A 25,214-nucleotide genomic window follows, 5' to 3' on the forward strand; every position below is an offset into this window, starting at 1 on the left:
ACGGTAATGAGGCGGGTACGGATTTTATCTGTACCGTACCGCGCCGATGCCCAGACCGCCGGGGCCTACATGGGTTCCGATACTCATCGTGAGTGGGAAATAGACGAGTTCCAGATCAGGGAAGGCGTTCTGGAGCTCGTTTTTAAATTGCTCAAGTCTTTCTTCGTCCATCATCGTGTTTGCTAAGCCGATCTTAAGACGATTTTCTTCTCTTAAGTGAGAAAATCTGGAGGAGATATCTGTTTTCAGAGCATCCAGCATAACGCGGAAAGCAGATTTCATTCCACGTGCCTTTGCAAATGAATCGAGTTTTCCTCCCTGTATTGTCAGAACAGGTTTTATCTTGAGAATTGTTCCGAGGGCTGCGGCTGCAGCAGTAATTCGGCCTCCTTTTTTCAGGTATTCAAGGGTGTCTGCTGCAATATAGATCGTAGCATCCATAGCCTCTCTCTCAAGAATATCTTTAATCTCAGAGCCGGTATGTCCCTCATCAGCCAGCACTTTCGCATCTAGTACGGATAATGCCTGTGTAACGGAGATTCGATGGTTGTCCACTACAAAGACTCTGCCCTCATAGGGTTCTTCCCCGGCGAGAAGAAGGGCTGTCTGACATGTATTGCTTAAGCCGGAGGACATGGGAATAAATACAATCCCGTCATAAACTTTAAGGAGGCGGTCCCACATGTCGGTCACATCCCCCGGGGATGGCTGAGAAGTGGTGATGACAGAACCGGATAACTGCTTCCGGTAAAATTCTTCGGCGCTGATGTCAATTCCTTCAAAATATGTTTTCCCGTCAATGATAATCGGCATAGGAAGAACATGTATTCCGTAATGCGATTCTTTGGCGGGCATAATCCCGCAGTTGCTGTCTGTCATGATTGCAATCCCTGACATACTAACCCTCCTAAAAATTTCTATTATCAATATTCTTTCTTAATTGACCGTTATTATAACAGGTGTTAAGATTATAGCAAAACGCGTAATTAATAACAATGAACAATAAACAAAAAATGTTAGTTAATTATACAAACGGAGGAAAGTGTCTGAAAATGGAAGACAGACGTATTGTAAAAACAAAACGCAGCCTGAAATCAGCTTTGATCAGTATGCTGGCAAAGGAAGACTTTGAGCATATTTCCATTACTGAATTGTGCCGAAGGGCAGAAATCAGCAGAATTACATTTTATTCTCATTATAATGATAAATATGCTCTTCTTGATGATATTTTTAATGATATGCTTCAGGTCGGTACGGAAGATTACTATCGTCGGCAGAAAGAAAATAATCCGGCAGGTAAGCTGGCAGCGGGGTATGTGAATATGCTCGATGCGATCCTGAAAATTTATTATGACAGATTTGATTTCTTTCAGCATACAAATCCTGAAAAAAATCCGTATCTGGCATCCCGGCTGTACAGTATTGTGCTGGAGACGGTAGAAATGCATACAATGCACGTCAAGAAAAAACTGCCTCTTAAATATTCACCTAAGAAAATCGCAGGTTTTGTATGTTTTGGGATGTTTGGGTTTGTTAATGAAGCACATGAGGAGAATACGCCGCTGGATCAGATCCGTGAAGAAGCGAGAGTACTGCTCAAAGACGTGATCAAATCAGGAATACTGACTTCAGAACCGAATCATTTTCCCGCCCGCCCGACTGCATGAGATAGGCATCCGGAATGCCAAGAGCGTGTTGGATTGAGGCATTATAGTGCCGCAGATCATGGAAACGGAAGTGGGGGAGTCCGGCGTGTTTCGGGACCGTTTTGAAACGGTTTGTAATGTCGTTCGGTGTCAGCCCCACAGTATTTCCGGATGCTTGCCGGCGAAAGTAAATACTAAGCTATGAAATAGCCGTTCCTAAACTTTGACGAGAGCAGGACGGCTATTTTTTATCCAGCTGGGTGGAACTCCGGCATCTCTTTAAGACCGCTGGGGCGTGATAGCTGCCTGTTCTATTTTTGGATAAAAATAAAATGGGTGCTGCTATAATAGTGGTTACCACATAGGCAACTTATGCTAAAAACTAACGCACACTATTATAGGCTTATGCACCCATCTAATTACAGTTTATGTTTTCTGTGCGAATATGATACCATATGAGTGCAAAAAAAACAATATTTTTCTTGAATTTGAGAAAAAATCTTATTTTCCAAAGTTTTTATATGGAAATCTCAAAGCGTTACGTATTTTAAATTTGAAACGATCGTAATAAATTTTATCATTATATTCATACCAACCATATAATGCATTAGCCACATAGTCAGCTGCCTGAACAGGATAAGCATTTCGATCATCAGAATCCATGTATATAATATTTAATTTGATATCATAATCTTTCTCGTAAATCAAATGAAGTTTAATATATTCTTCAAATGAATTTCCAGATGCAATCTTTGTAGTATGATTATCGCAAATAATATTTAAAATAGTGCTATTATCGCTCTCAGAAACTAAGCTGTCTATTAATATTTTCATGAGATAGTTGTATAAAATATTTTTATCTTCCAGAAGTGCAGGTTTTATATATTTTAAATCCGCAACAATGTAAGAGATAGATAATTCCTTACGGGCTATAGTTTCGAGGATATGGTACTTTATGCAAGGGTATGCATCTTTCGCTTTAATCTCATTGGAATGAAGGCAAGCCAACTCCTGAAAGAGTTGCTTAGCAACGCCTAGTTTTTTCTTCATGACATTATGAAGCGATTTATAGTTGAAAGTATCTCACCTTCTTTATTTTGTGAATACCCCAGTGGCTCTGGTGTGATGGGGTGAGCGAACCGGGGCGTTTTTAATTATAAGTATCTTTTAGCAACTTCTATCAGGCGATTTTTGTATTTATAGATATCATTTAATGAATCTATGTATATTCTCTCAAATTTTTTACTCTCGTCGGGGATGAGGAGCTGTTTGTTTTTAGTATCGAGATTGATTCGGCAAATAGGTTTCCTGTTATTATCCTTATACAGAATTCCGAAATAGCTTTCTGTATCTCGATGGACGATATCCTCAACAGGAATAGTGCCGGCGAGCAATCCTCTAATAATGTAGAATGCCTCGATTTCGTCATCTGTGGTTACAATCTTTGAAACCGGAATTTCAGTAGACTCATCAGGAGCTTCCTCTTCCTCAGTATCCTTTGCGAGGGCAGATGAAATCTTGTCATTTACGATTTCATTTACAAATGAAGAAAAGGCTCGCTTAACAAGAGGAGTAAATTTATCTATAACACGCTGATTTTTCTGACCATCATATATAGTTGTTAGAATAAAGCGCACAAAATCTTCTCTTTATCAAAGTTTGCCTTGCAGAACTTTTTAAGCTCATTGATCGATGAGTCTTTAAGATTTAACATGTCAATTTCTAAAAATGGAACAAGATCCATTTTGTATGATTCTTCTAGATCGGTATAGAAACGATATACTATACCAAATCCGCGCAGTCGATCGGAAATGAATGGATATCACATTTCCGGAATACTTCAATGGTTGCAGTAACTATTTTGTTGTAATCCAAATAAATCAGTCCTCTGCTAATCTATTTCGGACAAAAGTTTGATTAACCTCATTTTTTGCTCTGTCGAGAAGTCCTTCCCATTACGAGCAATAAGCTGTTCTACATCCTCATATGAGGGGGCTATAGTTTTTATGCGAGGTACATCGTCAAAATCATCTAATGTACATCCTAAAACACGAGCAATCGCTTTTAAGGTTTCAAGTTTTGGGTCTTTTGTGACACCGGACAATATCTTATCCAGAGTACCCTTTGGAATACCGGATTTTTCCGCCAGCGCTGCTGTTGTCATTCCAAGACGCCTCTTGTATTCCTCTATTTTCTCCAGGCCCATATTCTATTTCTCCTTATGAAATGAATATAGCACCGTTAATCGTTAAAGGAAAAGAAAGGAGTGGTTCAGAGCGCTTTGGGGAGAAATGGTTAAGGCTGATATTAGTATTCACGATTTGGCTTTAAAAATCGGAATCACTGAAAGAAGCCTTCGGAACAAGATTAACGGTGTAACCTCATTTACTTGGAACGAAGTGCTTGAAATAAGAGGAATAGTTTCTCCCACAATGTCTCTTGAGGAACTTTTTAAAGCAGCACAAACAAAACGTTTGTTCGATAAAATTACTATAGCATTTCCGCAAAGGGAAATCAACTGGTAATTATCGTAATGCAGAATAGGTGTCCTATAAAAATGACAGGGAGGTGTGCGCCAGTTCGGCGCCAGATATATAGTGGTGGGAATCCAGTCTGGTAAGGCCTAGCAAGTCGCCAATACCGAGTCTTTGGAGCGCCAAAGGCTAACAATGGTGTTTAAGCGTAGGACAGGGAACAGGAACGTCGTAATGCGAAAGCGTGAAGTGATTGAGCTTCGTTAGAGTTATCGATTGTGTGGGGGCTGGCACCTCCTTGGGTCACCAATAAGGAGTAGTCGTTAAAGCGAGACTATGAAAACGCACCGGAGTCCTAGAGCACGGCATACCTGATATCGTTATATCTAGCGTACCTGGGAGACCCGGATGGTTCTGGACATGAGCCAGTAGTGAGTATCGGCCAAGGCAATGGTGAGTACGAGCGAAGACCATCGAGGAGTCGGATTCGCCCATAGTACCGATGAAGGAAGTAATGTCTCTGGAGGAAAGGGGCGGACAATAAGTTGCTTTTGCTGACAAAATATAGAAAGCACAGGAAAACAGTCTGCAGAATTCAAACAGGGCAATATGGCCGCATTCATGTACGGCGGAAGCAGGCGGAAATATAAGAAACGGGTGAAAGGGAAATGAAGAATGGAGCAAGCAGATATGATGCGCAGTATGCCAGAATGGGAGAAAAGCCGGACATCAGGCGAGCCCTGCGGGTCTTCAATGTAATGTCGGATTATATGGTTTTCCATACAGTTCGCCATTAGATTATCCAGCGGCAGGGATAATCTTCTATGCCGATATACAGAAATGGCAAAACCTGTATGCTGCATTGCTTGTTAAAAGAATGAATCAGCAAAAATGCAGGCTATATGTCAAATCCGGATGGTGATGGGAGCGAGCCAAAAAGAAAGTAACGAAAGAATTGTGGGAGAAGTCGATCCTGTTCAAGAAGATTAACGAATCAGCCAATCAGGCTGCATAATAATTTACCCCGGAGCCATCAACTCCGGGGGGGAATATTGTATCATCTTCTGTTTTCGTGTTGCATATCATTCTAAAATGCAACACAGATTCTAATATTTCAGAATATTTCTAAAATAACTAACATCCCGCAAACCGCGTATTTACGCGGAAAAATCAAAAATCCCGTAACCACTTGGGTTACGGGATCTATGCGGAAGAAGAGACTTGAACTCTCACAGGATTAACTCCCACTAGAACCTGAATCTAGCGCGTCTGCCATTCCGCCACTTCCGCTCGACAAATGATATTCTATCATAACAAATCGCCTTTGTAAACCCCTATTTTTATTTTTTTGTAATAGTTCGTTCATTTCGGATGGCCGGGCAGTAAAAGGTATATTGACATATATCGATAACCTATATATAATGTTAACGTAATATATAGATTGCCGATATAAGGAGGGATTTAAATGAACGTTGATAAAAGTTTAATATCAGGGAGTACAACAATGCTTGTGCTGAAGCTGCTTGCAGAAAAGGACATGTACGGTTATGAGATGATCGAGTCGCTGCGCGAGCGCTCGGAGAATGTATTTGAACTCAAGGCGGGTACGCTTTATCCGCTTCTGCACAGTCTGGAAGCGAAAGGGCTGCTCAATGTATATGAGAAAGAAGCGGGAAACAAAGTGCGCAAGTATTACAGCATCACAAAGCACGGCAGGAAGATACTGGATGAAAAGAAAAATGAGTGGGAGATTTATTCCAGAGCTGTTGCAAATGTGCTCGGATTTAATCCGGCATAGGAAGGGAGGGAGAGTATGAATAAGGAAGAGTATATAAAGACACTGACGGACCAGATACGGTGTAAAATGGCGCGTCCGGAAGTGGCTCGGGAGATTGAGGACCATATTGAGGATCAGACAAGAGCTTTTATGAGTGAGGGGATGAACAGACAGGAAGCCGAGAGTGCTGCATTAAAGGACATGGGAAATCCAGTTGATGCAGGAGTGGAGCTGGACAAAGTGCATCGGCCGGCAATGCCATGGGGAATGATCGCGCTGATCATCGTTTTAAGTGTTGCAGGATATGTGTTTCAGTATATCCTGAATAGTAGAAACATAGAGGCTGGCGGAGATGGATTTTTCGTGTCTCAAAGACAGATCTGGTTCACGGTGTTTGGAATTCTGGTGATGATCGCTGTATGTTTTGCAGATTATACAAGGATTGCGGCACGGGCAAGAGAACTCATGATCGGGATAACTGTGCTAATTGTATTGGGCGGCCAGTTCTTCAGCCTTAACATTAATGGGTCGAGACAATGGATCGGTATTCCGGGAGGCTGGGTTGTAACTATACCGCTTGTACTGATGCTGACAGTTTACCGCAGATGGTATCGTTTGAGAAGAAAGGCGGTGCTCGCGGGAATCGGCGCTTTTGTTGTGGGGCTGCCATTAGTGACGGCATGCTATTACTGGTTTTTCGGTGCGGATTATCAGAGGGAACGGCTTCTCTTTTATCTCTCTCCGGCTGTCGGATGGGATAAACAGCCGCAAGAAGTGGTATCTAACGGGATAGAGTATGTCAGGGCAATACTTGGAAACAGCAGTCTGATCGGCCGGGGAAACGGCGTGCCGGACATTGCGGACATGCCGGAACTGTCTGAATATCTCCTTGCCGGCGTGGCAGGATACTACGGGATACTTGCGGCAGTACTCCTTGCAGGGCTTCTCCTGTTCCTGCTGTTCCGTTTCCTGAGGATATCCCTCAGACAGAGAAATCAGCTCGGAATGCTGATGGGAGCAGGGTGTTCGGCAGCATTTCTGATTGAGGTGGGAGGATATCTCCTGAATAATTTCGGGATTATGTATATGGGGAATTACTGTCCGTTCCTGACATACGGGGGAACCGGGACGATGGTGACTTACGTACTGATGGGAATCATGCTCAGTATATGCAGGTATCAAAATACCGCTCCAGAGCGAAGAACCACCGGATCCCTGTTCGGAATCCGGCGGCCGGCTGAGAAAATGAAAGATTAAAAATGAAATTTAATCCCGATATACGACGTCCCCTCTGCAGACGGTCATTTTGATTTTCCCGTACAGATCCCATCCCGTGAATGGGGAATTTGAGGAGAGGGAAGCGTAATCCTGCGGGATCCAGTGTTCTTCCGGAGCGAAGATCACGAGGTCAGCGGCAGCGCCTTTCTCGATCCTTCCTGCTGGAAGGTGGTACAGATCCGCCGGATTTACTGTCATCTTTTCAAGAAGCTGCATCAGCGTCAGGTGACCGGGGCGGACGAGGGAAGTGATCCCGAGTGCGAGAGAAGTCTCAAGCCCGATGATGCCGCTTGGAGCCGCGGTGATGGTGCGTTCTTTCTCTTCTCTGCTGTGCGGAGCGTGATCTGTCGCGATGAGATCGATCGTGCCATCCGCGAGCCCTCTGATAATCGCAAGCCGGTCTTCTTCTTTCCTGAGCGGCGGATTCATTTTGGCAAGTGTGCCGTATTTGAGCACTGCTTCATCCGTCAGGGTGAAATGATGGGGCGTTGCCTCAGCGTGGAGATTCGCGCCCAGGGCTTTGAACATGCGCACCAGTTCCACGGAACGTCCGGAGCTGATATGCTGGATCACAGTGTGTGCTCCGGAGCGCAGGGCGAGCAGGCAGTCACGCGCTACAAGAGATTCCTCCGCGATTGAAGGAGAACCATATATTCCGAGCTGTTCTGAGACAGTTCCATGATTGATCCCGTTGTTCTTAATGAATGCGGGATCTTCTTCGTGCAGGCTGATCGGAACATCCAGAGCTTTTGCAGTCTCCATCGCTTCGTATAGGAAAGCCGCATTTTTAAGCGGGATGCCGTCGTCTGTAAAACCGCAGGCGCCGGCTTCCTTCAGTGCGGTCATGTCTGTCATTTCTTCGCCTTTTAATGAGCGTGAGACGCTTGCGGCCTGATAGATCCGTATTGACTCGGATCTTGAGCGGGAAAGGATATCTTCGAGCACATCCGTATTATCCACAACAGGTGAAGTGTTAGCCATGCAGATAACGGAAGTAAAGCCGCCTTTCGCCGCGGCGAGAGAGCCTGTGTGAAGCGTTTCCTTGTAAGTGAAGCCGGGATCGCGGAAATGGACATGTGTATCGATCAGTCCGGGAGCAATGGTGAGCCCGCGGGCGTCTACTATGTTTTCATCATCAGTGGGACAGATATTCTCTGAAATTTCTTCAATCACACCGTCATTGATGCGAATGTCGGACACATACGATTCGCCGGAAGCGGGGTTTATGATAAAACCATTTTTAATAAGCATAAGACTCCTCCTTGAAGTAGTATTGATGTATTTATGATACAAGTATAGCTTAAGTGTAAAGGAGATTGCAAGACGGGCTTTTGTTCGCTGCCCGCGGAATGCAACAGTTCAGTCCGCGTCATTCGCAAAACCGCACTGCGTGCTTATTGAGGCTGTTTATGCAGAAATAAAAACCGGGAGAGCGTGCCTGCCTTTATGCAGGTGCTCTCCCGGATACATCCGGACGCTTGCAGTATCTTCTGCTTATTATAACTGACGGTAAAGATGACGCGGTATACCGTCTACCATTACAGGAGATACGTCGCCCTGGATGAGCGGGCGTACATAGTTGACGAATTCGTCGGTCACGTAGGAACCGTCCTCGGTTACCCACTCACGCGGAACGAGCTTTTCGTCATTTGCAATCTTGTGAACATCTTTTACTTCTGTGCCGCTCTGGTACGGATCGTCGGACAGACGCTGGAGAACAACCATTTTGCCGGAATCCCCTTCATCTGCAGCCTTGACGGCAGCACCGCCTACCTGATAAGCTTCCAGGATATCCACGCGGGATGCACAATGGGAAGCAGAGCGCTGAAGCGAACTCAGCTCAATTGCACGGGTCTTGCAGCCGATCTCGCCTGCAATATAACTTGCAAGATAATTTGCCGTTCCGGAGAGCTGTTTGTGTCCGAAAGCGTCTACGAAATCGATACTCTGGCCCAGCTCACATACATAACGTCCGTCAGCAAGGCGTATTCCCTCGGAAATCGCTACTACAACAGAAGATTTTTTAGAAAGAAGTTCTTTTACTTTGTTTCCGAATGCTTCGATGTCAAATGGCAGCTCAGGCAGATAGATCAGATCCGGGCCTGCGCAGTCCTCGCCTTTGGCAAGTGCAGCTGCACCGGTCAGCCAGCCGGCATTTCGTCCCATAATTTCAATGATAGAAACGAGGCCCTTTTCATATTCCAGACAGAAACTGTCGCGGATAATTTCTTTTACAGATGTACCGATGTATTTAGCAGCGCTTCCATATCCCGGTGTATGGTCTGTGAGTGCCAGGTCATTGTCGATCGTCTTAGGGCATCCGATGAAGCGTGTCGGGTGTCCGGTTATGATCGCATAGTCGGACAGCTTTTTAATCGTGTCCATGGAATCATTTCCGCCGATGTAAATAAATGCCTCGATGTTCAGCTTGTTGAGGATATCAAAGATTTTATCATATACTTCTCTGTCTTCGTGGATTTCCGGCAGCTTGTAGCGGCAGGATCCTAAAAATGCAGCAGGTGTCCTTTTGAGAAGCTCTGCATCCAGTTCATTTGTGATATATTCAGACAGATCGATATAGCGTTCCTGAAGAAGTCCCTGAATTCCGTGGAGCATTCCGTATACTTTAGCAGCACCGCGGTCCTTTGCGGTACGGTATACTCCGGCGAGACTTGAGTTGATCGCAGCAGTTGGGCCGCCTGATTGTCCGACAATTACATTTCCTTTCATTGTATGTTACCTCCGTTTTGCAAATTGTCATATTGAAAGTCATGCTTTCAAAGCACCTATATTACAGTTTAGTGCATAATTACCAATTTGTAAATGAAAAAATATAAAAAATAGACAAAATAACGAAAAAAGTTCACGCGCAGAGAAACAAAGAAGAAAAAATGTTATACTGATAAAAATACACAAAAACAGATGCTGCATACGTCCGTGAATATAATGGCGGACCGGCAGCAGAGCATAGGAGAGGTGACAGATGAAAAAATATGATTATCTGATCGTAGGAGCCGGGCTGTATGGTGCAGTTATGGCATATGAACTTGGAAAGAAAGGCAAAAGATGTCTTGTGATCGACCGCAGGGATCACATTGCAGGTAATATTTACTGTGAGGATATCGAAGGCATCCACGTGCACAAATACGGCGCACATATTTTCCATACATCAGATAAAAAGATATGGGATTATGTGAATCAGTTCGCAGAATTTAACAACTATATTAACTCGCCGGTAGCTGTCTACAAAGACGAACTCTATAATCTGCCGTTCAATATGAATACCTTCAGTAAGATGTGGGGAATCAGGACTCCCCGGGAGGCAAAGGATATTATAGAAAGACAGAGAAAAGAGACGGGGATTACCGAACCGGAGAATCTGGAGGAGCAGGCGCTGTGCCTTGTCGGAAAAGACATTTATGAGAAGCTGGTCAAGGGTTATACTGAGAAGCAGTGGGGCAGAAAGTGTACTGAGCTTCCGGCATTTATTATAAAGAGACTTCCGTGCCGCTTTATTTATGACAACAACTATTTCAATGACAGATATCAGGGAATCCCGATCGGTGGATATACGCCGATCATAGAGAAAATGCTCGCGGGTGCAGAAGTGTGCACAGGCGTTGATTTTTTTGAATTCAGAAAAGAGAATCCGGATATTGCGGAGAAGATAATTTTTACAGGCATGATCGATGAATACTTCGGTTATCAGCTCGGAGCTCTTGAGTACCGTTCTGTCCGGTTTGAAACAGAAGTGCTTGACTGTGAAAACTATCAGGGGAACGCAGTGGTCAACTACACAGAACGCGATGTGCCGTATACCAGAGTAATCGAGCACAAGCATTTCGAGTTTGGAACGCAGGAAAAAACAGTTATTTCCCGGGAATATTCTTCCGAGTGGAGCGTAGGAATGGAACCGTACTATCCGGTCAATGATGAGAAAAACAATGCTCTGTTCCGCCAGTATAAAGAACTGGCAGAAAAAGAGGAAAATGTTATCTTCGGCGGCAGGCTCGGGGATTATAAATATTATGACATGGACAAGGTGATCGCCGCGGCGCTCGACCGGCTGGCAGAGCTTGAGTGATAAAAAAACTGCTTGCATTTTCACTATGCATCAAGTATGATACTTATATTCGGATCGATCTGTTCCGATTCAAAGAATCTTTTTCATTATCAGTATCTGATAGGTTTCAACAGGAAAAAGGTTGTGTTGCGCCGGTGAGGCAGTTGGGGGACTGCCGCACCGGTGAATATATATACGGCCGGGAAAAATTGTATATGGAAAAAATGTATGAAGTTCTTAAGTTTATCGAACACGGTACACGCTGCAGGCAGAGTATGGATTGTGTACAGGGGACCATTTTGCTCAATTATCTGAAAAAAAATCCTCAGATAGAAAAGGTGAAGGTCCTGGGGTGGTTCCGGGATCTGGCAGTCTGTGTTGATCAATACCACAGAAGCCATGGAAGACAGGATTTTCGCTACCTGAACCCGTGCAGTATTGTCATCTCAGCAGAGGAGAAGATTTTCCTGCTGGATATGGATGCGCCGGATAACGCAGATGTCATGAAACATATGCAGAAGAGGGCTGTAAGGAGTCATTTTGTAAAACCGGTATATGAAATCGGTATTGGAAAAAATAATGAGGCTGATCTGTTTGCGTACGGTAAAACGATTCAATTTATTCTTGCGTATACAGACATCATCCCGTCCCTGAACCATCGGGAAGAAAGCAGGCTATTCAGACTGATCAGCCGGTGTACCGGAGAATCCAGAAAGAAATATGAGGATCTGAGTCAGGTGCTGAAAGATCTTCCTGCTGTTCCCAGGTGCGCAGAAGATGTATCAGAGGAAAAGAGGCGCACAGGACGGGGGCGGAAAGTAGTATTTTCCGCAGCGGCTGTGTGTCTGGTGATTTGTGTGCTGAGTGCTGCGGGCAGAGAAAAAGAAACTTATAGTTATGAGATACAGGAGAATAATGATATAGAAAGGAAGCAAACATATATCCAGGAAGCTGAAACAGAGATCGAAGAAGTGGATACGTCTGCAGTGAAGGAAGTGACAGAGAAGATAACAGCGGCAGGGGCAGATTTGTCGGAATCTTTTGAGAGACAGCGATTATTGGAGGAGACGATAAACGCATATGGAAGGCTGATGGAAGTAGAAGAGGATTCGGAGAGGATCAAGGCGGCGGGTTTGAGAAAGATGAAACTTGAGATGAAAAAAGGGAATTATGCCCGGGCACTGAAAACAGCAGAGCAAGTGACTGAAAAAACTGGCGTATCGAAGGAAGTAATAGCGCTGTCTGCAGAATGTGAAGGTGCAGAAGAGTAAAATACGTAAAAAAGCAGGCACCGAATTTATGGCGGTACCGGCATATATCCTGAAAAAAGGGAGGATGCCGGGCAACCGATCGGCTCGGTCCCCGGCATGTATTATGAAAAAGTTTATTCAAAATAACTTGTCAGCGTCTTATTTATGTGTTTTCTCTTTCGATGGTTTTAGTATATGGGAGAGAAATGAAGAAAACATGATGATATAATGAAAGATTTTTAAATGATAAATGAACAAAATATGAACGCGATAAACAGTAAAAGACCGATGGGGGAGCCATCGGTCTTTTGAGGGGAGTATAAATAATTAATAAGGGGTTGTAGAAAGCAACCTTTCTACATTGAACAGTATAATATACGAAATTGGAAAAAGCAAGAAAAAGTTTTGGAAAGTGAATAAAAAAGCATTAAGGACACATACTAATACCGAATTAAATAAACAGGAGGGATTACTCATGGCAAAGAACTATAGTAATACAAACAATTCAAACAAAAACGCAAAGAACAGCTCTTCTTCCTATGGAAATACACAGAGCAAGAACAAAAACTCAAATAAGAATACCAGCAATTCCTATTCAAACACTTCTGACAGCAGAAACTGCGGCAGAGATGCAGATGCTTATGACGAGTCTGACCGTTACTAAAGTCCTATAGAAACAATCAGAAAATGAAGGGCGGGGCAGGGAAAGTTCAACTTTACTCTGCCCCTGATTTATAGTAATATGTATACAGACAAAATATAAGGACGGAGAACTTAATGGATAAAATGGAATGGATCGCGCCTTGTCACTTTGGTCTCGAATCAGTTCTAAAACGTGAAATTCAGAATCTGGGATATGACATACTACAGGTCGAAGATGGCAGAGTCACTTTCAGCGGAGGAATGGATGCTGTGTGCAGGGCGAATATATTTCTGCGTACTGCAGAGCGTATTCTACTGAAAGTTGCGAGCTTTCGGGCGGAGACGTTTGATGAATTGTTTGAGAAGACAAAAGAAATCCGCTGGGAAGATTACATACCTGAAGACGGAAAGTTCTGGGTAACTAAAGCGGCATCGGTTAAGAGCAGGCTTTTCAGCCCGTCAGATATTCAGTCTATTATGAAAAAAGCGATGGTCGAAAGGCTGAAAGCGCGTTATCGTGTTCAGTGGTTTCCCGAAACGGGGGCCTCTTATCCGGTTCGTGTCTTTCTTATGAAAGATACCGTTACAGTAGGGCTTGACACCACCGGAACATCTCTCCATAAGCGGGGATACCGGCCGGTGGCGGGGAAAGCTCCGATTGCTGAGAATCTGGCTGCAGCTCTTATTATGCTGACGCCCTGGAAGAAGGACCGTATACTGGTGGATCCGTTTTGCGGCAGCGGTACATTTCCCATTGAGGCTGCGATGATGGCTGCCAATATTGCTCCGGGTATGAATCGATCTTTTACGGCTGAAACGTGGACGAATCTGATCGCTAAGAAAAGCTGGTATGAGGCTGTAAATGAAGCTCAGGATTTAATAGATGACGGGATTGATACAGATATACAGGGATATGATGTGGATGCAGAAGTACTGCGGACTGCCAGGAAAAATGCAGAGGAGGCAGGAGTTGCCCATCTGATTCATTTCCAGCAAAGGGAAGTAAAAGATTTAAGTCATCCGAAAAAATATGGATTTATCATTACTAATCCCCCTTACGGCGAAAGACTGGAAGAAAAAGTGACGCTGCCGCGTATCTACAGGGAGTTTGGTGAAGCGTTCCGCAGACTTGACAGCTGGTCTGCCTATATGATCACCAGCTATGAGGATGCGCAGCGGTATTTTGGCAGAAAGGCAGATAAGAACAGAAAAATATATAATGGGATGATACGGACTTATTTTTATCAGTTTTCGGGTCCGCGGCCGCCCAGACAGAAGAATTAGAAGGTACATAAAAAGATGAAGAAAAGAATTATATTTGCTACGGGCAATGAGAATAAGATGAAAGAAATACGCATGATCCTGAAAGATGTAGGCCTGGAGATACTTTCTATGAAAGAGGCAGGCGTTGACATTGATATCGTGGAGGATGGAATGAGTTTTGAGGAGAATGCGGAGATCAAGGCGCGTTCCGTTGCAAGAATCCTGACAAGTGATATAGTGCTGGCAGATGACTCGGGACTAGAGATTGATTATCTGGACAAAGCACCGGGAATTTATTCTGCAAGATTTGCCGGTGAGGATACATCTTATGATATCAAAAACCGGATTCTGCTGGACAGACTTGAGGGAGTGCCGGATGAAGAGCGGACCGGGCGTTTTGTATGCGCTGTAGCGGCAGTGTTTCCGGATGGGACTGTATCCACTGTAAGAAAGACAATAGAAGGAAGAATCGCTCATGAATCCGCCGGAAGCAATGGATTCGGGTATGATCCGATCTTCTATGTACCTGAGTACGGATGTACGACGGCAGAGATGAGTCCGGAACAGAAGAATCAATTGAGCCATAGAGGCAAGGCGCTGCGTGCAATGAGAGATATTTTAAAAGAGAAGATTAGTGAGGACATATGATGAGGGTATTGATTGTCAGTGATACACATGGCAGACACGGAAATTTTGACCGGGCGCTGGAAGAAGCAGGACAAATTGATGTGTTTATCCATCTCGGTGATGTTGAGGGCGGCGAGGACTATATGGATGCAGTGATTGACTGTGAGAAACATATGGTGCGCGGCAACAATGATTTCTTCTCTGACCTGCCGCGGGAAGAGGAGTTTTATCTGGGGAAGTATAAGGTATTTATTACCCATGGACATGCTTATTATGTGTCGCTTGATCCGGAATATATTTTTGAAGAAGGACAGGCAAGAAAAGCTGACATCGTAATGTACGGACATACGCACAGACCGTTTTTTGAGCAGAAAGACGGGATTACCGTGCTTAATCCGGGGAGCCTCTCGTTTCCACGTCAGGAAGGACGGAAAGGCAGCTATATGATCATGGAGATAGAGGCGGACGGTACGGCTACGTATGATCAGAGATATCTCGGATAAAGGCAGATCAGGCTGTTTATCCCGCGTATTTCAGAGGATTATCCGAATGTCTGAAATAAAAATAAAAAAAGTTGTTGACAATGGGGAAAGCTTATAATATAATAGTCAATGCGCTACGGGAAGACAGGAAACGTAGTAAAAAATACCGGGGTGTGGCTCAGCTTGGCTAGAGCGCCTGGTTTGGGACCAGGAGGTCGCAGGTTCGAATCCTGTCACCCCGATATGTGCGGGTGTAGTTCAATGGTAGAACACCAGCCTTCCAAGCTGGATACGTGAGTTCGATTCTCATCACCCGCTTTTCCTGTGAAACATCAGGAAAAGGCAAATGAATATTTGCATCAGAGTCTGTAGCTCAGCTGGATAGAGCAACGGCCTTCTAAGCCGTAGGTCGTGGGTTCGAATCCCCCCAGGCTCGTTATGGTGGGTATGGTGCAGTTGGTTAGCGCGCCAGATTGTGGTTCTGGATATCGTGGGTTCGAGTCCCACTACCCACCCTCTTTCTTTTATATTCATACTGGCATGCAGTGTCAGACATAAGTCTTTAATGGGCTATCGCCAAGCGGTAAGGCACAGGACTTTGACTCCTGCATTCGCTGGTTCGAATCCAGCTAGCCCAGTCAGCTTTACTTACGGGTGAGCGGGAAAGAAAATAAGGGCGTGTAGCTCAGGTGGTAGAGCACTTGACTTTTAATCAAGTTGTCCGGGGTTCGAATCCCCGCACGCTCACTGGAATAAGAAAGCGGAAACCATTAAAAGTTTCCGCTGTTTTTATTCTGTAATGCGGATATGGCGGAATTGGCAGACGCGCCAGATTTAGGATCTGGTGTCTACGACGTGCAGGTTCAAGTCCTGTTATCCGCACCAGACCATGATAATCCGAACCCGGTTCCAATCGGGGACGGATTCGGATTTTTAGTATATCTATGCTAAAGCAAAAGCGGCGGTATCATAACGATACCGCCGCTTTTGTTATACGCTTTTATGTTGTTCTGCTTCCTTTGCCCTCTGTGCTTTCCATTCTTCAAATTCTTTCTGCCCCTCCGGGCTGGCAAAGAATTTCTGAATTTCGGGAAGCAAGCACCGGGCAAGGGCATTTATCTCATGCTGTGGGGTTTTGTCCGAGTGCTTTTCTGCCATAGCTCGCCTTTCTTTATTCAGTTGTCAAGGTACAATGCCGCATAGGGGCGGCGTAAAAATCTGCTTATAATCAATCACCTTTCCTTTGTGTGTCGCTGTTGCCGTTTCAATTCCGCCAGCACTTCCGGCGGGATACGGTCAACAAATTTTTGAATGTTCTGTAGTTCACTTTCCAGCTTTGCCCGTTCCATACGGTCTTTCATCTTGCCGCTTTCACTGGCTCTGGCTCGTTCTTCCAGCTTTTCATTTTCAGCTAACAGGTCATTGATCGTGACCTTGTATTTTTTGAGCTGCCGGTCGAAATTCTCCATCTGGGGAAACCACTTTTTCAGTAGGGAGAGGGCTTCCTCTTTCTTCTTCCCTGCATTGAACGGGGTAATGCCGTCCAGCGTGGCTTCAATAGTTCTTGCCTGTTTGGAGAGATTGACCGCCTGTTTGAACAGCCGGGTAGGGATATGCTTCCTGCCTGTCTTGCTGGCACTTTCTCCACGCTCCAAGTCGGGATATTTCTCCACCATATAGGCGTGAAAATCGTCCTGCCACTTTGTGAGGTTGGCTCTGTTTCCGATAATCTCCTTTGCACACAGCCGGTTGTCCTGCGTCAGCGGAACAAAGACCAAATGCAGATGGGGTGTTTTTTCGTCCATGTGTACCACCGCAGACACAATATTTTCTTTCCCTACCCGCCCGATTAAGAAATCAGCCGCCCTCTGGAAAAATGCCTGTATCTCCTTTGGGGGCTTGCCCTTGAAAAACTCCGGGCTGGCGGTAATCAGCGTGTCCACAAACCGGGTGCTGTCCTTACGGGTACGGCAGCCAGCCTGTTCAATGCGGTTTTGAATGAAATGGTAGTATCTGCCCTCTGGCTTGACAATGTGGAAGTTGTACTTGCTCCTGCTGGTGTCAATGTCGGGATTGCTGGCGTACTGTTCCTTTTGCCGTTCGTGATGGGCTTCCAGCGGTTTTGCCGGATTGCCCTTGTGCTTTTCAAATCGTAAAATTGCGTGTTGTGCCATAAACTCCTTTCCTCGTTCCTTTCCCTTCCGTTCCGGGGTTTTCCACAGGGAAAATCCCCCTGAAAATAGCTCTGATAGGATTGGAATGGAATCGATATAAATAAATCATTTTAATCTCTGTATTTCTATATACCGTCCGATTTCGGTACTCCAAGAGGGCTGATTTTCGTACTCGTCAAGTACGGTTTTCAGCCCTCCGGCGTACCAAAACGGAAATTCAAGAAGTCAGGGATTGGAACTGCCCTCATAGGATTTTGGGTAAATGCGGTTGGGTTTTCCACAGCCTTGTTTCTTGATGTCGATCAGCTCTGCATACTGTAATTCCCGCAGGGTGTTGACCGCCTTTTGCCGCCCACAGTGAAGCAGCCCTACCACCTCGCAGATGGGATAGTACAGGTAAATCCGCCCGTACTCGTCCGCCCATCCGTTTTTGCGGGATAGGTCTGCCCGGCGCAGGATAAAGGCATACAGCAGCTTTGCTTCATTGGACAGCGGCTGATAGGTTGGTGCTTCAAACAGGAAATTGGGAAGCTGGGTGAAGCTCTGTGCCCGTTCCTGTTGGTAGTGATAGATAAACTTTGTCATAGTGTCTTATGGACAATTAGAAGCCCTGTTTTGAGGGTTAGCGATAAAGAATACCACCTGCCCCGGTTTGGTGTTCGGAAAGCCCCATAAATACAGGCTTTTTCGCCCCTAATTGTCCACGCTCGCCCTCCTTTTCCGTTCACTTTCTGCTTTCTGCCGCCTGTGAACGCTGGCGGCGCAGTCGGGACAGTATTTCGCCCGATTAGAGCCGGGAACAAAAGCTTTCCGACAGACAATACACCGTTTTGCGTCCTTATCCCGGAAAATCTCTGCTTCCAGCGTCCGATCCAGCGGCAGGACAGCCCAGCGGAAATGCTTGCAGCAGACCGAGAAAGAAATCGTCTGCGGACAGATACAGGTATCGCCATCATCCAGCACAATGCAGTTGCCGCTATCATAGCTGCAACATTCCCGGCGAATCAAGGCGTTTGCCCGTTTCCGCTGTGCTGGGGTCATGCGGTGCAGAGAGCCGTCCGGCTTGCGCTCCAACGGCGGCAGCTTTTTGAGATTGTTTTCCATGTGTGTCCTCCGCTTTGTCTGATTGCCGTTTTCCCCGAAAAGGTTTCCTGCCCCATTTCTGCGGCGTGTGTTCTCCGTTGGTACGCAAATGCGATACTTCGCCGGGAGAAATATTCCTTTTCGGACGGTCATTCTGTTTTCAAGGTGCAGCTCATCGATGAACTACCCTAAGTCTACACGAAAAAAATGCAATCCTCGGAATTTTGCGAGAATTGCATTTCTGTGAAGTTTACACTTTGAAAATTGCATTTTTGCAATTTTGGTGTATAATAGAGTTATACGGAGGAGGTGCGTATCTATGGCTTTACCCGGAACACCCGGACAGAGGATTTCCGATTTATGCAACGGAAACAAAATCAAACAAAAAGAACTTGCAGAGAAGATCGGCGTTTCCGCTTCCCAGTTGAGCCGCATTGTCAGCGGCGAAACAAGGACAGTCAGCAGCGATATTCTCATCGGTGTGGCAAAGGAATTTAAGGTGTCCACCGACTACATACTGGGGCTATCCAATATCAGCGTTCGCAAAAGCTATGATATATCCGAGCTGGGCTTGTCCGAGGGAGCAGTCAAAGGGCTTGTGACGGGTGCTGTGAATGTGCAGATCCTAAATCGCTTGCTGGAACACAGGAATTTCCCCAAGCTGATGGATTTGATACGGATTTATTTTCAGGACACAGCGGCAAAGGGCATTATGGCACGAAACCAGCTGATTGAAATGGCAACGGCTTCCCTGTCTGATCTGATGAAAGAACACCCGGAACACCGGGCAGAAGCAAGACAGGACTTGCAGTTCTTGAACGCACAGAAGATGGGCGACCATGAAGCAGAGATTGAAAAAATCAAAAATGTGTTCCTTACTATCCTGCGGGACATTAAGAAAGAGATGGACAGCAGCGAGCAGCCGGGAGAAACCATTACCGCCACCATGTTCCAAACTATGCAGGAAGCCATGAAAAACCACCAGCAGGAGCCGCTTTCTATGGATGATGTGACCGCTATGATCGCCGGACAGGTCGGGCAGCTTCTTCCGATGGACGAGGAAACTGCCGGGCAGTTCCAGCAGTTGGCGAAGAAAATGATTGAACTGGCAGGCAAGGAAACAAAGATAGATGGAGGAAATCATGATGTTACGACCAAAAGAAGTAGTATGTAAATGGGTAGATGCTTTTAACGACCACGATGTTGAGGCAATCGTGAGTCTGTACCATGATAACGCAATCAATCATCAGGTAACAAATGAACCGGTGATTGGGATAGAGGCAATCAGAGAAATGTTCACAACAGAATTTACCACAGCTGATATGACAGCCATTGTAGAAAATATATTTGAAGATGGGCAGTGGGCAATTTTAGAATGGAGAGACCCATTAGGATTAAGAGGCTGCGGATTTTTCCATGTTGTGAATGGGAAAATTTTATTTCAAAGAGGTTACTGGGATAAACTATCCTTTTTGAAACAACATAATTTGCCTATTGAATAGATAGAAAACTTCTAATTGAAGGAGGAACTATGCGGTACTCAAAAGAAGAAAGTAAAATGATATGGGATCAAAATGCTGAATTTTGGGATTATACAATGGGTGATGAATCAAATGATTTTCACAGAAACGTGGTTCGTCCAAAGGTCACAGAACTCCTAAATCCCAATCCTACAGATTATATTTTAGATATTGCGTGCGGAAACGGAAACTATTCGGCATATCTTGCAGAAAAAGGTGTTTCGGTTGTAGGTTTTGATTATAGTGAAAAAATGATTAAACTGGCAAAGAAACGACGAAAACGCAATATGGATAAAATTGAATTTTGTGTAGCAGATGCCACTAATGAAATCAGTCTGATGGCATTAAAAAGAAACAGAATGTTCACAAAAGCGGTTTCCAATATGGCAGTCATGGATATTACAAATATTAAGCCGCTTTTTACCTCAGTTTACGAACTGATTGAGGATAACGGAGTTTTCGTATTTGCAACACAGCATCCGTGCTTTGTTACACTGACAGATAAATACATGACACCACACAGCTACTATGATATTGCGATTGAAGGCCAACCACAAAAGCAATGTTACTATCATCGTTCTTTGCAGGATATTTTTAATATTTGTTTTGACACTGGTTTTGTAATTGACGGCTTTTATGAAGAATGCTATTTTAACAAGGAAATTCCAGATATTATAATTGTTAGGGCTAAAAAAGTAAGCGGAGCATGCCATTCCCTGCAGGTTCAAAGAAATTAAATTTTCAGTTATAACAAACCAATCCACTTCAAAAATTTTTCAAACTGATTGACAATCTATCTGTTATATGATATTCTGTCAATCAGTTTGAAGTTGAAAGGAGGCTTACGTGTGTTAATTTTTGTACGCTAATAAACAACAAAAAGTCGGTTTTTCATTCCATGTGATGGGCTTTTTTGTCGTGCGTACAGAGAAACACATAGGTCAATTCTTTATGACAATGATTGTCATAGAGGATTTCTTGTCGTGCCTTTTGTTATGCAGGTATATGCCCATAGTGGAGCATATACCTGCTTTTTGTTGCACAGGAAAGAGTATGTGACAAAAACAGGAGGTATTGATATGACAACAGAAACTAAATTTTGGAAAAAGAAGTATTTTACTATGCTGGCGGGACAGAGCGTTTCTCTCATTACAAGCGGGATTTTGCAAATGTCCATTATATTCTATCTCACAGCAAAAACAAATTCCGCTATGGTCTTATCCATTGCAACCTTGATGGGCTTTCTTCCTCAAGCTGTGATCGGCCCCTTTGCAGGGACTTTTGTGGACCGCCATAGCCGCAAAGGAGTGATGATTGGAGCAGACCTTATGATTGCCGCAACAGGAGGATTCCTGGCAGTCGTTTCGATATTTATGGAACTGCCCATATGGCTCATTATGCTGGTCTTATTTGTCAGAAGTATCGGCAACGCTTTTCATTCTCCTGCGTCCAGCGCAGTTACGCCGCTTATGGTTCCTCAAGACCAGCTAACAAAGTGTGCCGGTTATAATCAGACCATGCAGGCCGCCGTGTCCCTGATTAGCCCAGCCGCTGCCGCTTTCTTATATAGTGTCTGGTCATTAAGCACGATTATTCTATTGGATATTATCGGCGCAGTTCTGGCTTGCGGCGTTGTTGTGGTTCTGTCGATTCCAAATCCGCCAATATGCACAGGCGAAAGCCAAAACAGCTTTTTCCGGGATATGAAGGAGGGATATTTTGAGTTAAAGAAAAACAAGGGTTTGTTCGCATTACTTTGGATTGGAACGGCATATATGTTTTTCTTTATGCCTATCAGTGCATTGTACCCTTTGATGAGCATGGGATACTTTCGTGGAACACCTACCCATGCGTCCATAGCAGAAATTGCCTTTGCAGGCGGTATGCTTGCAGGGGGAATTTTGCTCAGCGTTTGGGGTGGATTCAAGAACCGGATTTTTTCAATCGGTCTATCGGTTCTTGTGATGGGGGTAAGCATTGCGATTTCCGGTTTGCTGCCCACCAATGCGTTTTTTATATTTGTAATTTGTTGTACGGTCATGGGGTTAACTTCTCCATTTTACGGAGTACAAAACGCCTTGTTTCAAGAGCAGCTTCCACCGGAATATCTGGGACGGGTTTTCTCATTGCTCGGAAGCGTGATGTCCTTTGCCATGCCGCTGGGTTTGCTGTGTTCCGGTATTTTTGCAGAACGAATTGGTGTAGAAAAATGGTTTTTACTTTGTGGAATAGGGATTATTGCGGTTGCCGTTTTGGTTTTCATATTGCCAGTTTTACGAAATGTTGATTGTCAATCCCCAAACAGTTTTGCTTGTAAAAGCGGCGATTGAAAAGAAAACGCATTTATTAAAGTGATGGGAAATTGCAAAGCCAGCCGAGCCGGCGGGCGGTCAAGATGAACGGCGCATAAATGCGCCGCCGTTGACAGTTTCGCCCACCTTTGCTGACAGGCAATCAAGGCGGGAAAGCCCTTAAAATGGCTTCCCGCCCATTTCAATTTTGAGAGAAAAACCCGACCGCTTTTTCGTGAGTGTGTCCACAAGTTCGGGACATTTTGTTCCGAAGTCCAACGCGGGAAGAGGGACGGGGGCTTTCCTATACGCCCTGTCTGCTGATGAAACCAGCCCTGCGCTTGCGGCTCCACGCCACGCAATCACAGCCCTGTTTTCCTGCTGCTTCAAATGTACTTGCCCTCCCCCGGCAACTTCATTTTCGTAGCAACGCCGACAGAGCGTATAACACACTACACTTTGCAAGCAAAGTCGTGTGCCAAAGGGATACCCTTTGGAAACCCTGTTTTGCGGTCATGTGTACCCATATTCCCCGCAAAACGCAAAATAATCGGTTTCAGTCTGCTGTAACATCACAGTCAGATTGACCGCTTATTTTCTTTCTGCTGTCCCTGTTTTCTCTGTTCTCTATACGAATAATTTTCATAATTGTTATGCTTGATACGGGTTGAAAACCAAACGTATAAATGTTATAATAAGCACAGAGAAAACAGGGAGGTCGCTGCTATGAAAGAATTGGGAGAACGCCTGCGGATATTGCGGGAGAGCGTGAAGCTGTCACAGGTAAAGATGGCGGATTTGCTGGGAGTAAAACAGTCCAGCATTAACCGCTATGAACAGGGACAATCTGCTCCGTCTTTGGAAACGCTTGTGAAGTATGCAGATTATTTTGATGTGTCTATGGATTACCTGTTTGCCCGGACGGATAAGCCCCAAGGCAAGCTGTACGAATACCGCCCTAAGATTGCAACGGGCAGTGAGGAAATGCGGCAGTTTATTGAAATGTGTTTTGACCCGCAATCGCCAATGAGTGAGAAGTTAAAGCAGACGCTTCTTCAAATGATGGAGGTGGACAAATGAAAGGTGTGATCTATGCCCGCTATTCTTCCGATAATCAACGAGAAGAAAGTATTGAGGGGCAGTTGCGAGAATGTAAGGATTATGCAGAACGAAACGGTATCACGATTTTAGGAACTTACATTGATCGGGCACTATCAGCCAAAACGGACAACCGACCTGAATTTCAGAAGATGATTAAAGACAGCGCAAAGGGCTTGTTTGATGTTGTCCTTGTGTGGAAGTTAGACCGCTTTGCACGAAACCGTTATGATAGCGCACGCTACAAAAATCTCTTGAAAAAGAACGGTGTGAAAGTCATTTCCGCAAGGGAAAATATCTCCGAGGGCAGCGAGGGAATTATTTTGGAAGCTATGCTGGAGGGGTATGCAGAATACTATTCTGCGGAGCTTTCTGAAAAGGTTATCCGAGGTCTGACCGACAATGCGCTGAAATGTAAATACAACGGCGGTACTGTCCCGATGGGATACTACATTGACGAACAGCAGTATTATCAAATCGACCCCAAGACCGCCCCGGTGGTACTGGAAATGTTTACAAAGTACAGCGAGGGTGCGACCATGCAGGAACTTGTCAATCTGTTAAATAGCCGGGGTATGCGTTCTATTCGTGGTGGGAAAATCACATTGAATATTATGAACCATCTTTTGAAGAACCGCCGTTACATAGGAGAATACAGCTATCGTGATGTAGTCAAGGAGGACGGTATTCCAGCGATTGTCCCGAAAGAGTTGTTTGAACGAGTGCAGGAACGGCTGGCGAAAAACAAAAAGGCTCCCGCTCGTCACAAAGCCGAGGACGATTATCTGTTGACAACGAAGCTGTATTGCGGGAAGTGCGGCTCTTTCATGGTAGGGGAAAGCGGCACAAGCCATACCATGAAAGTGCACCGTTATTATCGTTGTGTGAATACCAAGAAAAAGAAACTCTGTGACAAGAAAGCGGTCAAGAAAGACTTGATTGAAGATTTAGTTGTCAGCTACACCATGAAAGCGATAATGAATGATGAAGTCATGGAACGGCTGATTGATACGCTGATGGAATTGCAGAAAAGAGAAAGCACCGACCTACCACTTTTGAAAAAACAGCTTGCAGAAACGGAAAAAGGTATTAACAATATGCTCAACGCTATTCAAGCAGGGATTTTTACCCCGTCCACCAAGCAAAGACTGGACGAGTTGGAAGAAACAAAAAGCCAGCTTGAAGTCAGCATTTTGCAGGAGGAGATGCACAAGCCTTTGCTTACCAGAGAGCAGATTGCATTTTTCATTTACCGTTTCCGCAAGTTTGATGTAACAAAGCGGGAACAGCGGCAAAGACTGATTGACAGCTTTGTAAATGCAGTGTATCTTTACGAGGACAAGATAATCCTTACTTTCAACTATAAGGACGGTTCTAAGACCATCACACTGGCGGAGGTTGAGGGTTCGGATTTATCCGTACTCGGTGCACTGAAAGAATCCCGGAAATACCTTAAATGCGGTATATCCGGGATTTTTTAGTTAATGATATTTCCGTATAGGGGAACTGTTTCTTGTCCTTTGCCTTCTCTTATGCCATAATTCTT

General features: G+C 44.8%; 27 protein-coding genes, 8 tRNA genes and 1 pseudogene. 24 read left to right on the forward strand and 12 right to left on the reverse strand.

Features of this window, described 5'->3' with window-relative positions; genetic code table 11:
• Nucleotides 1–24: 24 nt before the first annotated feature.
• Nucleotides 25–897, reverse strand: a complete 873-nt coding sequence (locus tag FNY66_RS08450; RefSeq protein WP_150310843.1) for a DegV family protein — start codon at nt 895–897, stop codon at nt 25–27.
• A 155-nt stretch (nt 898–1,052) separates the two neighbouring features.
• Here FNY66_RS08450 and FNY66_RS08455 point away from each other — a divergent pair, with 155 nt between their 5' ends.
• Nucleotides 1,053–1,667: a TetR/AcrR family transcriptional regulator gene (locus tag FNY66_RS08455; protein ID WP_087149974.1), complete on the forward strand. Its 615-nt coding sequence runs from the start codon at nt 1,053–1,055 to the stop codon at nt 1,665–1,667.
• 480 nt (nt 1,668–2,147) lie between these two features.
• Here the strand turns inward: FNY66_RS08455 and FNY66_RS08460 are convergent, their stop codons facing one another.
• The 3 genes from FNY66_RS08460 to FNY66_RS08470 all read right to left on the reverse strand — a co-directional run bounded on the left by FNY66_RS08460 (nt 2,148) and on the right by FNY66_RS08470 (nt 3,852).
• The gene (locus FNY66_RS08460) at nt 2,148–2,696 is read right to left on the reverse strand and encodes a DUF3800 domain-containing protein (protein ID WP_087149975.1); all 549 of its coding nucleotides are present in this window, start codon (nt 2,694–2,696) and stop codon (nt 2,148–2,150) included.
• A 104-nt stretch (nt 2,697–2,800) separates the two neighbouring features.
• Nucleotides 2,801–3,283: a hypothetical protein gene (locus FNY66_RS08465; protein ID WP_087149976.1), complete on the reverse strand. Its 483-nt coding sequence runs from the start codon at nt 3,281–3,283 to the stop codon at nt 2,801–2,803.
• Nucleotides 3,284–3,537: 254 nt separating this feature from the next.
• On the reverse strand, nt 3,538–3,852 hold the full coding sequence (locus tag FNY66_RS08470; protein ID WP_150310844.1) for a helix-turn-helix domain-containing protein: 315 nt from the start codon (nt 3,850–3,852) through the stop codon (nt 3,538–3,540).
• 85 nt (nt 3,853–3,937) lie between these two features.
• Here FNY66_RS08470 and FNY66_RS08475 point away from each other — a divergent pair, with 85 nt between their 5' ends.
• Nucleotides 3,938–4,171: a hypothetical protein gene (locus tag FNY66_RS08475; RefSeq protein WP_190324811.1), complete on the forward strand. Its 234-nt coding sequence runs from the start codon at nt 3,938–3,940 to the stop codon at nt 4,169–4,171.
• Between the two features lie 617 nt (nt 4,172–4,788).
• Nucleotides 4,789–4,917, forward strand: coding sequence for a hypothetical protein (locus tag FNY66_RS15920; RefSeq protein ID WP_267872928.1), 129 nt, complete (start codon nt 4,789–4,791; stop codon nt 4,915–4,917).
• Nucleotides 4,918–5,326: 409 nt separating this feature from the next.
• On the opposite strand, the gene FNY66_RS08480 is transcribed toward FNY66_RS15920, so the two are convergent.
• A tRNA-Leu gene (locus FNY66_RS08480) sits at nt 5,327–5,410 on the reverse strand.
• Between the two features lie 175 nt (nt 5,411–5,585).
• Between FNY66_RS08480 and FNY66_RS08485 the strand changes: the two genes are divergently transcribed.
• Together FNY66_RS08485 and FNY66_RS08490 are read left to right on the forward strand one after the other, a co-directional pair.
• Entirely contained in the window at nt 5,586–5,918 is a 333-nt protein-coding gene (locus FNY66_RS08485) for a PadR family transcriptional regulator (RefSeq protein WP_150310845.1), read from the forward strand.
• 15 nt (nt 5,919–5,933) lie between these two features.
• Nucleotides 5,934–7,154, forward strand: a complete 1,221-nt coding sequence (locus FNY66_RS08490; protein ID WP_150310846.1) for an FtsW/RodA/SpoVE family cell cycle protein — start codon at nt 5,934–5,936, stop codon at nt 7,152–7,154.
• 9 nt (nt 7,155–7,163) lie between these two features.
• Here the strand turns inward: FNY66_RS08490 and FNY66_RS08495 are convergent, their stop codons facing one another.
• Both FNY66_RS08495 and FNY66_RS08500 read right to left on the reverse strand, forming a co-directional pair.
• Entirely contained in the window at nt 7,164–8,426 is a 1,263-nt protein-coding gene (locus FNY66_RS08495; RefSeq protein WP_150310847.1) for a dihydroorotase, read from the reverse strand.
• Nucleotides 8,427–8,672: 246 nt separating this feature from the next.
• On the reverse strand, nt 8,673–9,905 hold the full coding sequence (locus FNY66_RS08500) for a 6-phosphofructokinase (RefSeq protein ID WP_087150025.1): 1,233 nt from the start codon (nt 9,903–9,905) through the stop codon (nt 8,673–8,675).
• 253 nt (nt 9,906–10,158) lie between these two features.
• Between FNY66_RS08500 and glf the strand changes: the two genes are divergently transcribed.
• The 13 genes from glf to FNY66_RS08565 all read left to right on the forward strand — a co-directional run bounded on the left by glf (nt 10,159) and on the right by FNY66_RS08565 (nt 16,387).
• The gene (gene glf / locus FNY66_RS08505; RefSeq protein ID WP_150310848.1) at nt 10,159–11,259 is read left to right on the forward strand and encodes a UDP-galactopyranose mutase; all 1,101 of its coding nucleotides are present in this window, start codon (nt 10,159–10,161) and stop codon (nt 11,257–11,259) included.
• Nucleotides 11,260–11,453: 194 nt separating this feature from the next.
• Nucleotides 11,454–12,509, forward strand: a complete 1,056-nt coding sequence (locus FNY66_RS08510; RefSeq protein WP_150310849.1) for a hypothetical protein — start codon at nt 11,454–11,456, stop codon at nt 12,507–12,509.
• A 454-nt stretch (nt 12,510–12,963) separates the two neighbouring features.
• Nucleotides 12,964–13,152 (forward strand): hypothetical protein, encoded by a 189-nt coding sequence (locus FNY66_RS08515; protein ID WP_087150029.1) that lies wholly within the window; start codon nt 12,964–12,966, stop codon nt 13,150–13,152.
• A 113-nt stretch (nt 13,153–13,265) separates the two neighbouring features.
• Entirely contained in the window at nt 13,266–14,414 is a 1,149-nt protein-coding gene (locus FNY66_RS08520) for a THUMP domain-containing class I SAM-dependent RNA methyltransferase (RefSeq protein ID WP_150310850.1), read from the forward strand.
• A gap of 15 nt (nt 14,415–14,429) precedes the next feature.
• A complete protein-coding gene (locus tag FNY66_RS08525; RefSeq protein WP_087150031.1) occupies nt 14,430–15,041 on the forward strand; it encodes an XTP/dITP diphosphatase in 612 nt (203 codons plus the stop codon).
• Nucleotides 15,041–15,523: a metallophosphoesterase family protein gene (locus FNY66_RS08530; RefSeq protein ID WP_150310884.1), complete on the forward strand. Its 483-nt coding sequence runs from the start codon at nt 15,041–15,043 to the stop codon at nt 15,521–15,523. Before FNY66_RS08525 ends, FNY66_RS08530 begins: the two co-directional genes overlap by 1 nt.
• A 146-nt stretch (nt 15,524–15,669) precedes the next feature.
• A tRNA-Pro gene (locus tag FNY66_RS08535) sits at nt 15,670–15,744 on the forward strand.
• 5 nt (nt 15,745–15,749) lie between these two features.
• Nucleotides 15,750–15,820, forward strand: a tRNA-Gly gene (locus FNY66_RS08540).
• 44 nt (nt 15,821–15,864) lie between these two features.
• Nucleotides 15,865–15,938 (forward strand) — tRNA-Arg (locus FNY66_RS08545).
• 5 nt (nt 15,939–15,943) lie between these two features.
• Nucleotides 15,944–16,017 (forward strand) — tRNA-His (locus FNY66_RS08550).
• Between the two features lie 51 nt (nt 16,018–16,068).
• Nucleotides 16,069–16,140 (forward strand) — tRNA-Gln (locus FNY66_RS08555).
• Nucleotides 16,141–16,176: 36 nt separating this feature from the next.
• A tRNA-Lys gene (locus tag FNY66_RS08560) sits at nt 16,177–16,249 on the forward strand.
• A 54-nt stretch (nt 16,250–16,303) separates the two neighbouring features.
• A tRNA-Leu gene (locus FNY66_RS08565) sits at nt 16,304–16,387 on the forward strand.
• Nucleotides 16,388–16,492: 105 nt separating this feature from the next.
• Here the strand turns inward: FNY66_RS08565 and FNY66_RS15495 are convergent.
• The 4 genes and pseudogenes from FNY66_RS15495 to FNY66_RS08585 form a co-directional block, all read right to left on the reverse strand.
• On the reverse strand, nt 16,493–16,660 hold the full coding sequence (locus tag FNY66_RS15495) for a hypothetical protein (protein WP_190324812.1): 168 nt from the start codon (nt 16,658–16,660) through the stop codon (nt 16,493–16,495).
• A gap of 74 nt (nt 16,661–16,734) precedes the next feature.
• Nucleotides 16,735–17,676 (reverse strand): MobV family relaxase, encoded by a 942-nt coding sequence (gene mobV, locus FNY66_RS08570; protein WP_033124602.1) that lies wholly within the window; start codon nt 17,674–17,676, stop codon nt 16,735–16,737.
• A gap of 188 nt (nt 17,677–17,864) precedes the next feature.
• A pseudogene (locus FNY66_RS08580) lies at nt 17,865–18,261 on the reverse strand (replication initiator protein A).
• A gap of 108 nt (nt 18,262–18,369) precedes the next feature.
• Nucleotides 18,370–18,780 (reverse strand): cysteine-rich VLP domain-containing protein, encoded by a 411-nt coding sequence (locus tag FNY66_RS08585; protein WP_033124601.1) that lies wholly within the window; start codon nt 18,778–18,780, stop codon nt 18,370–18,372.
• Nucleotides 18,781–19,078: 298 nt separating this feature from the next.
• Between FNY66_RS08585 and FNY66_RS08590 the strand changes: the two genes are divergently transcribed.
• From FNY66_RS08590 to FNY66_RS08605, 4 genes are all read left to right on the forward strand, one after another.
• Nucleotides 19,079–19,933 carry a helix-turn-helix domain-containing protein gene (locus tag FNY66_RS08590; RefSeq protein ID WP_052083805.1) on the forward strand — a complete coding sequence of 285 codons (855 nt, stop codon included), beginning with the start codon at nt 19,079–19,081 and terminating at the stop codon, nt 19,931–19,933.
• A complete protein-coding gene (locus tag FNY66_RS08595; RefSeq protein ID WP_330581309.1) occupies nt 19,890–20,261 on the forward strand; it encodes a nuclear transport factor 2 family protein in 372 nt (123 codons plus the stop codon). The genes FNY66_RS08590 and FNY66_RS08595 overlap by 44 nt, the downstream gene beginning before the upstream one ends.
• A 29-nt stretch (nt 20,262–20,290) precedes the next feature.
• Nucleotides 20,291–21,016, forward strand: a complete 726-nt coding sequence (locus FNY66_RS08600) for a class I SAM-dependent methyltransferase (RefSeq protein ID WP_052083803.1) — start codon at nt 20,291–20,293, stop codon at nt 21,014–21,016.
• Nucleotides 21,017–21,358: 342 nt separating this feature from the next.
• Nucleotides 21,359–22,609 (forward strand): MFS transporter, encoded by a 1,251-nt coding sequence (locus FNY66_RS08605; protein WP_033124598.1) that lies wholly within the window; start codon nt 21,359–21,361, stop codon nt 22,607–22,609.
• Between the two features lie 141 nt (nt 22,610–22,750).
• Here FNY66_RS08605 and FNY66_RS15500 read toward each other — a convergent pair whose 3' ends face one another.
• Entirely contained in the window at nt 22,751–22,960 is a 210-nt protein-coding gene (locus FNY66_RS15500) for a hypothetical protein (protein ID WP_033124597.1), read from the reverse strand.
• Between the two features lie 336 nt (nt 22,961–23,296).
• Here FNY66_RS15500 and FNY66_RS08615 point away from each other — a divergent pair, with 336 nt between their 5' ends.
• Both FNY66_RS08615 and FNY66_RS08620 read left to right on the forward strand, forming a co-directional pair.
• Nucleotides 23,297–23,650, forward strand: a complete 354-nt coding sequence (locus FNY66_RS08615; protein ID WP_033124596.1) for a helix-turn-helix domain-containing protein — start codon at nt 23,297–23,299, stop codon at nt 23,648–23,650.
• A complete protein-coding gene (locus FNY66_RS08620; protein ID WP_150310851.1) occupies nt 23,647–25,149 on the forward strand; it encodes a recombinase family protein in 1,503 nt (500 codons plus the stop codon). Before FNY66_RS08615 ends, FNY66_RS08620 begins: the two co-directional genes overlap by 4 nt.
• Nucleotides 25,150–25,214: the final 65 nt, after the last annotated feature.

Origin of the sequence: Mediterraneibacter catenae (genome assembly GCF_008691045.1) — a bacterium.
Lineage (GTDB): Bacteria > Bacillota > Clostridia > Lachnospirales > Lachnospiraceae > Mediterraneibacter > Mediterraneibacter ornithocaccae.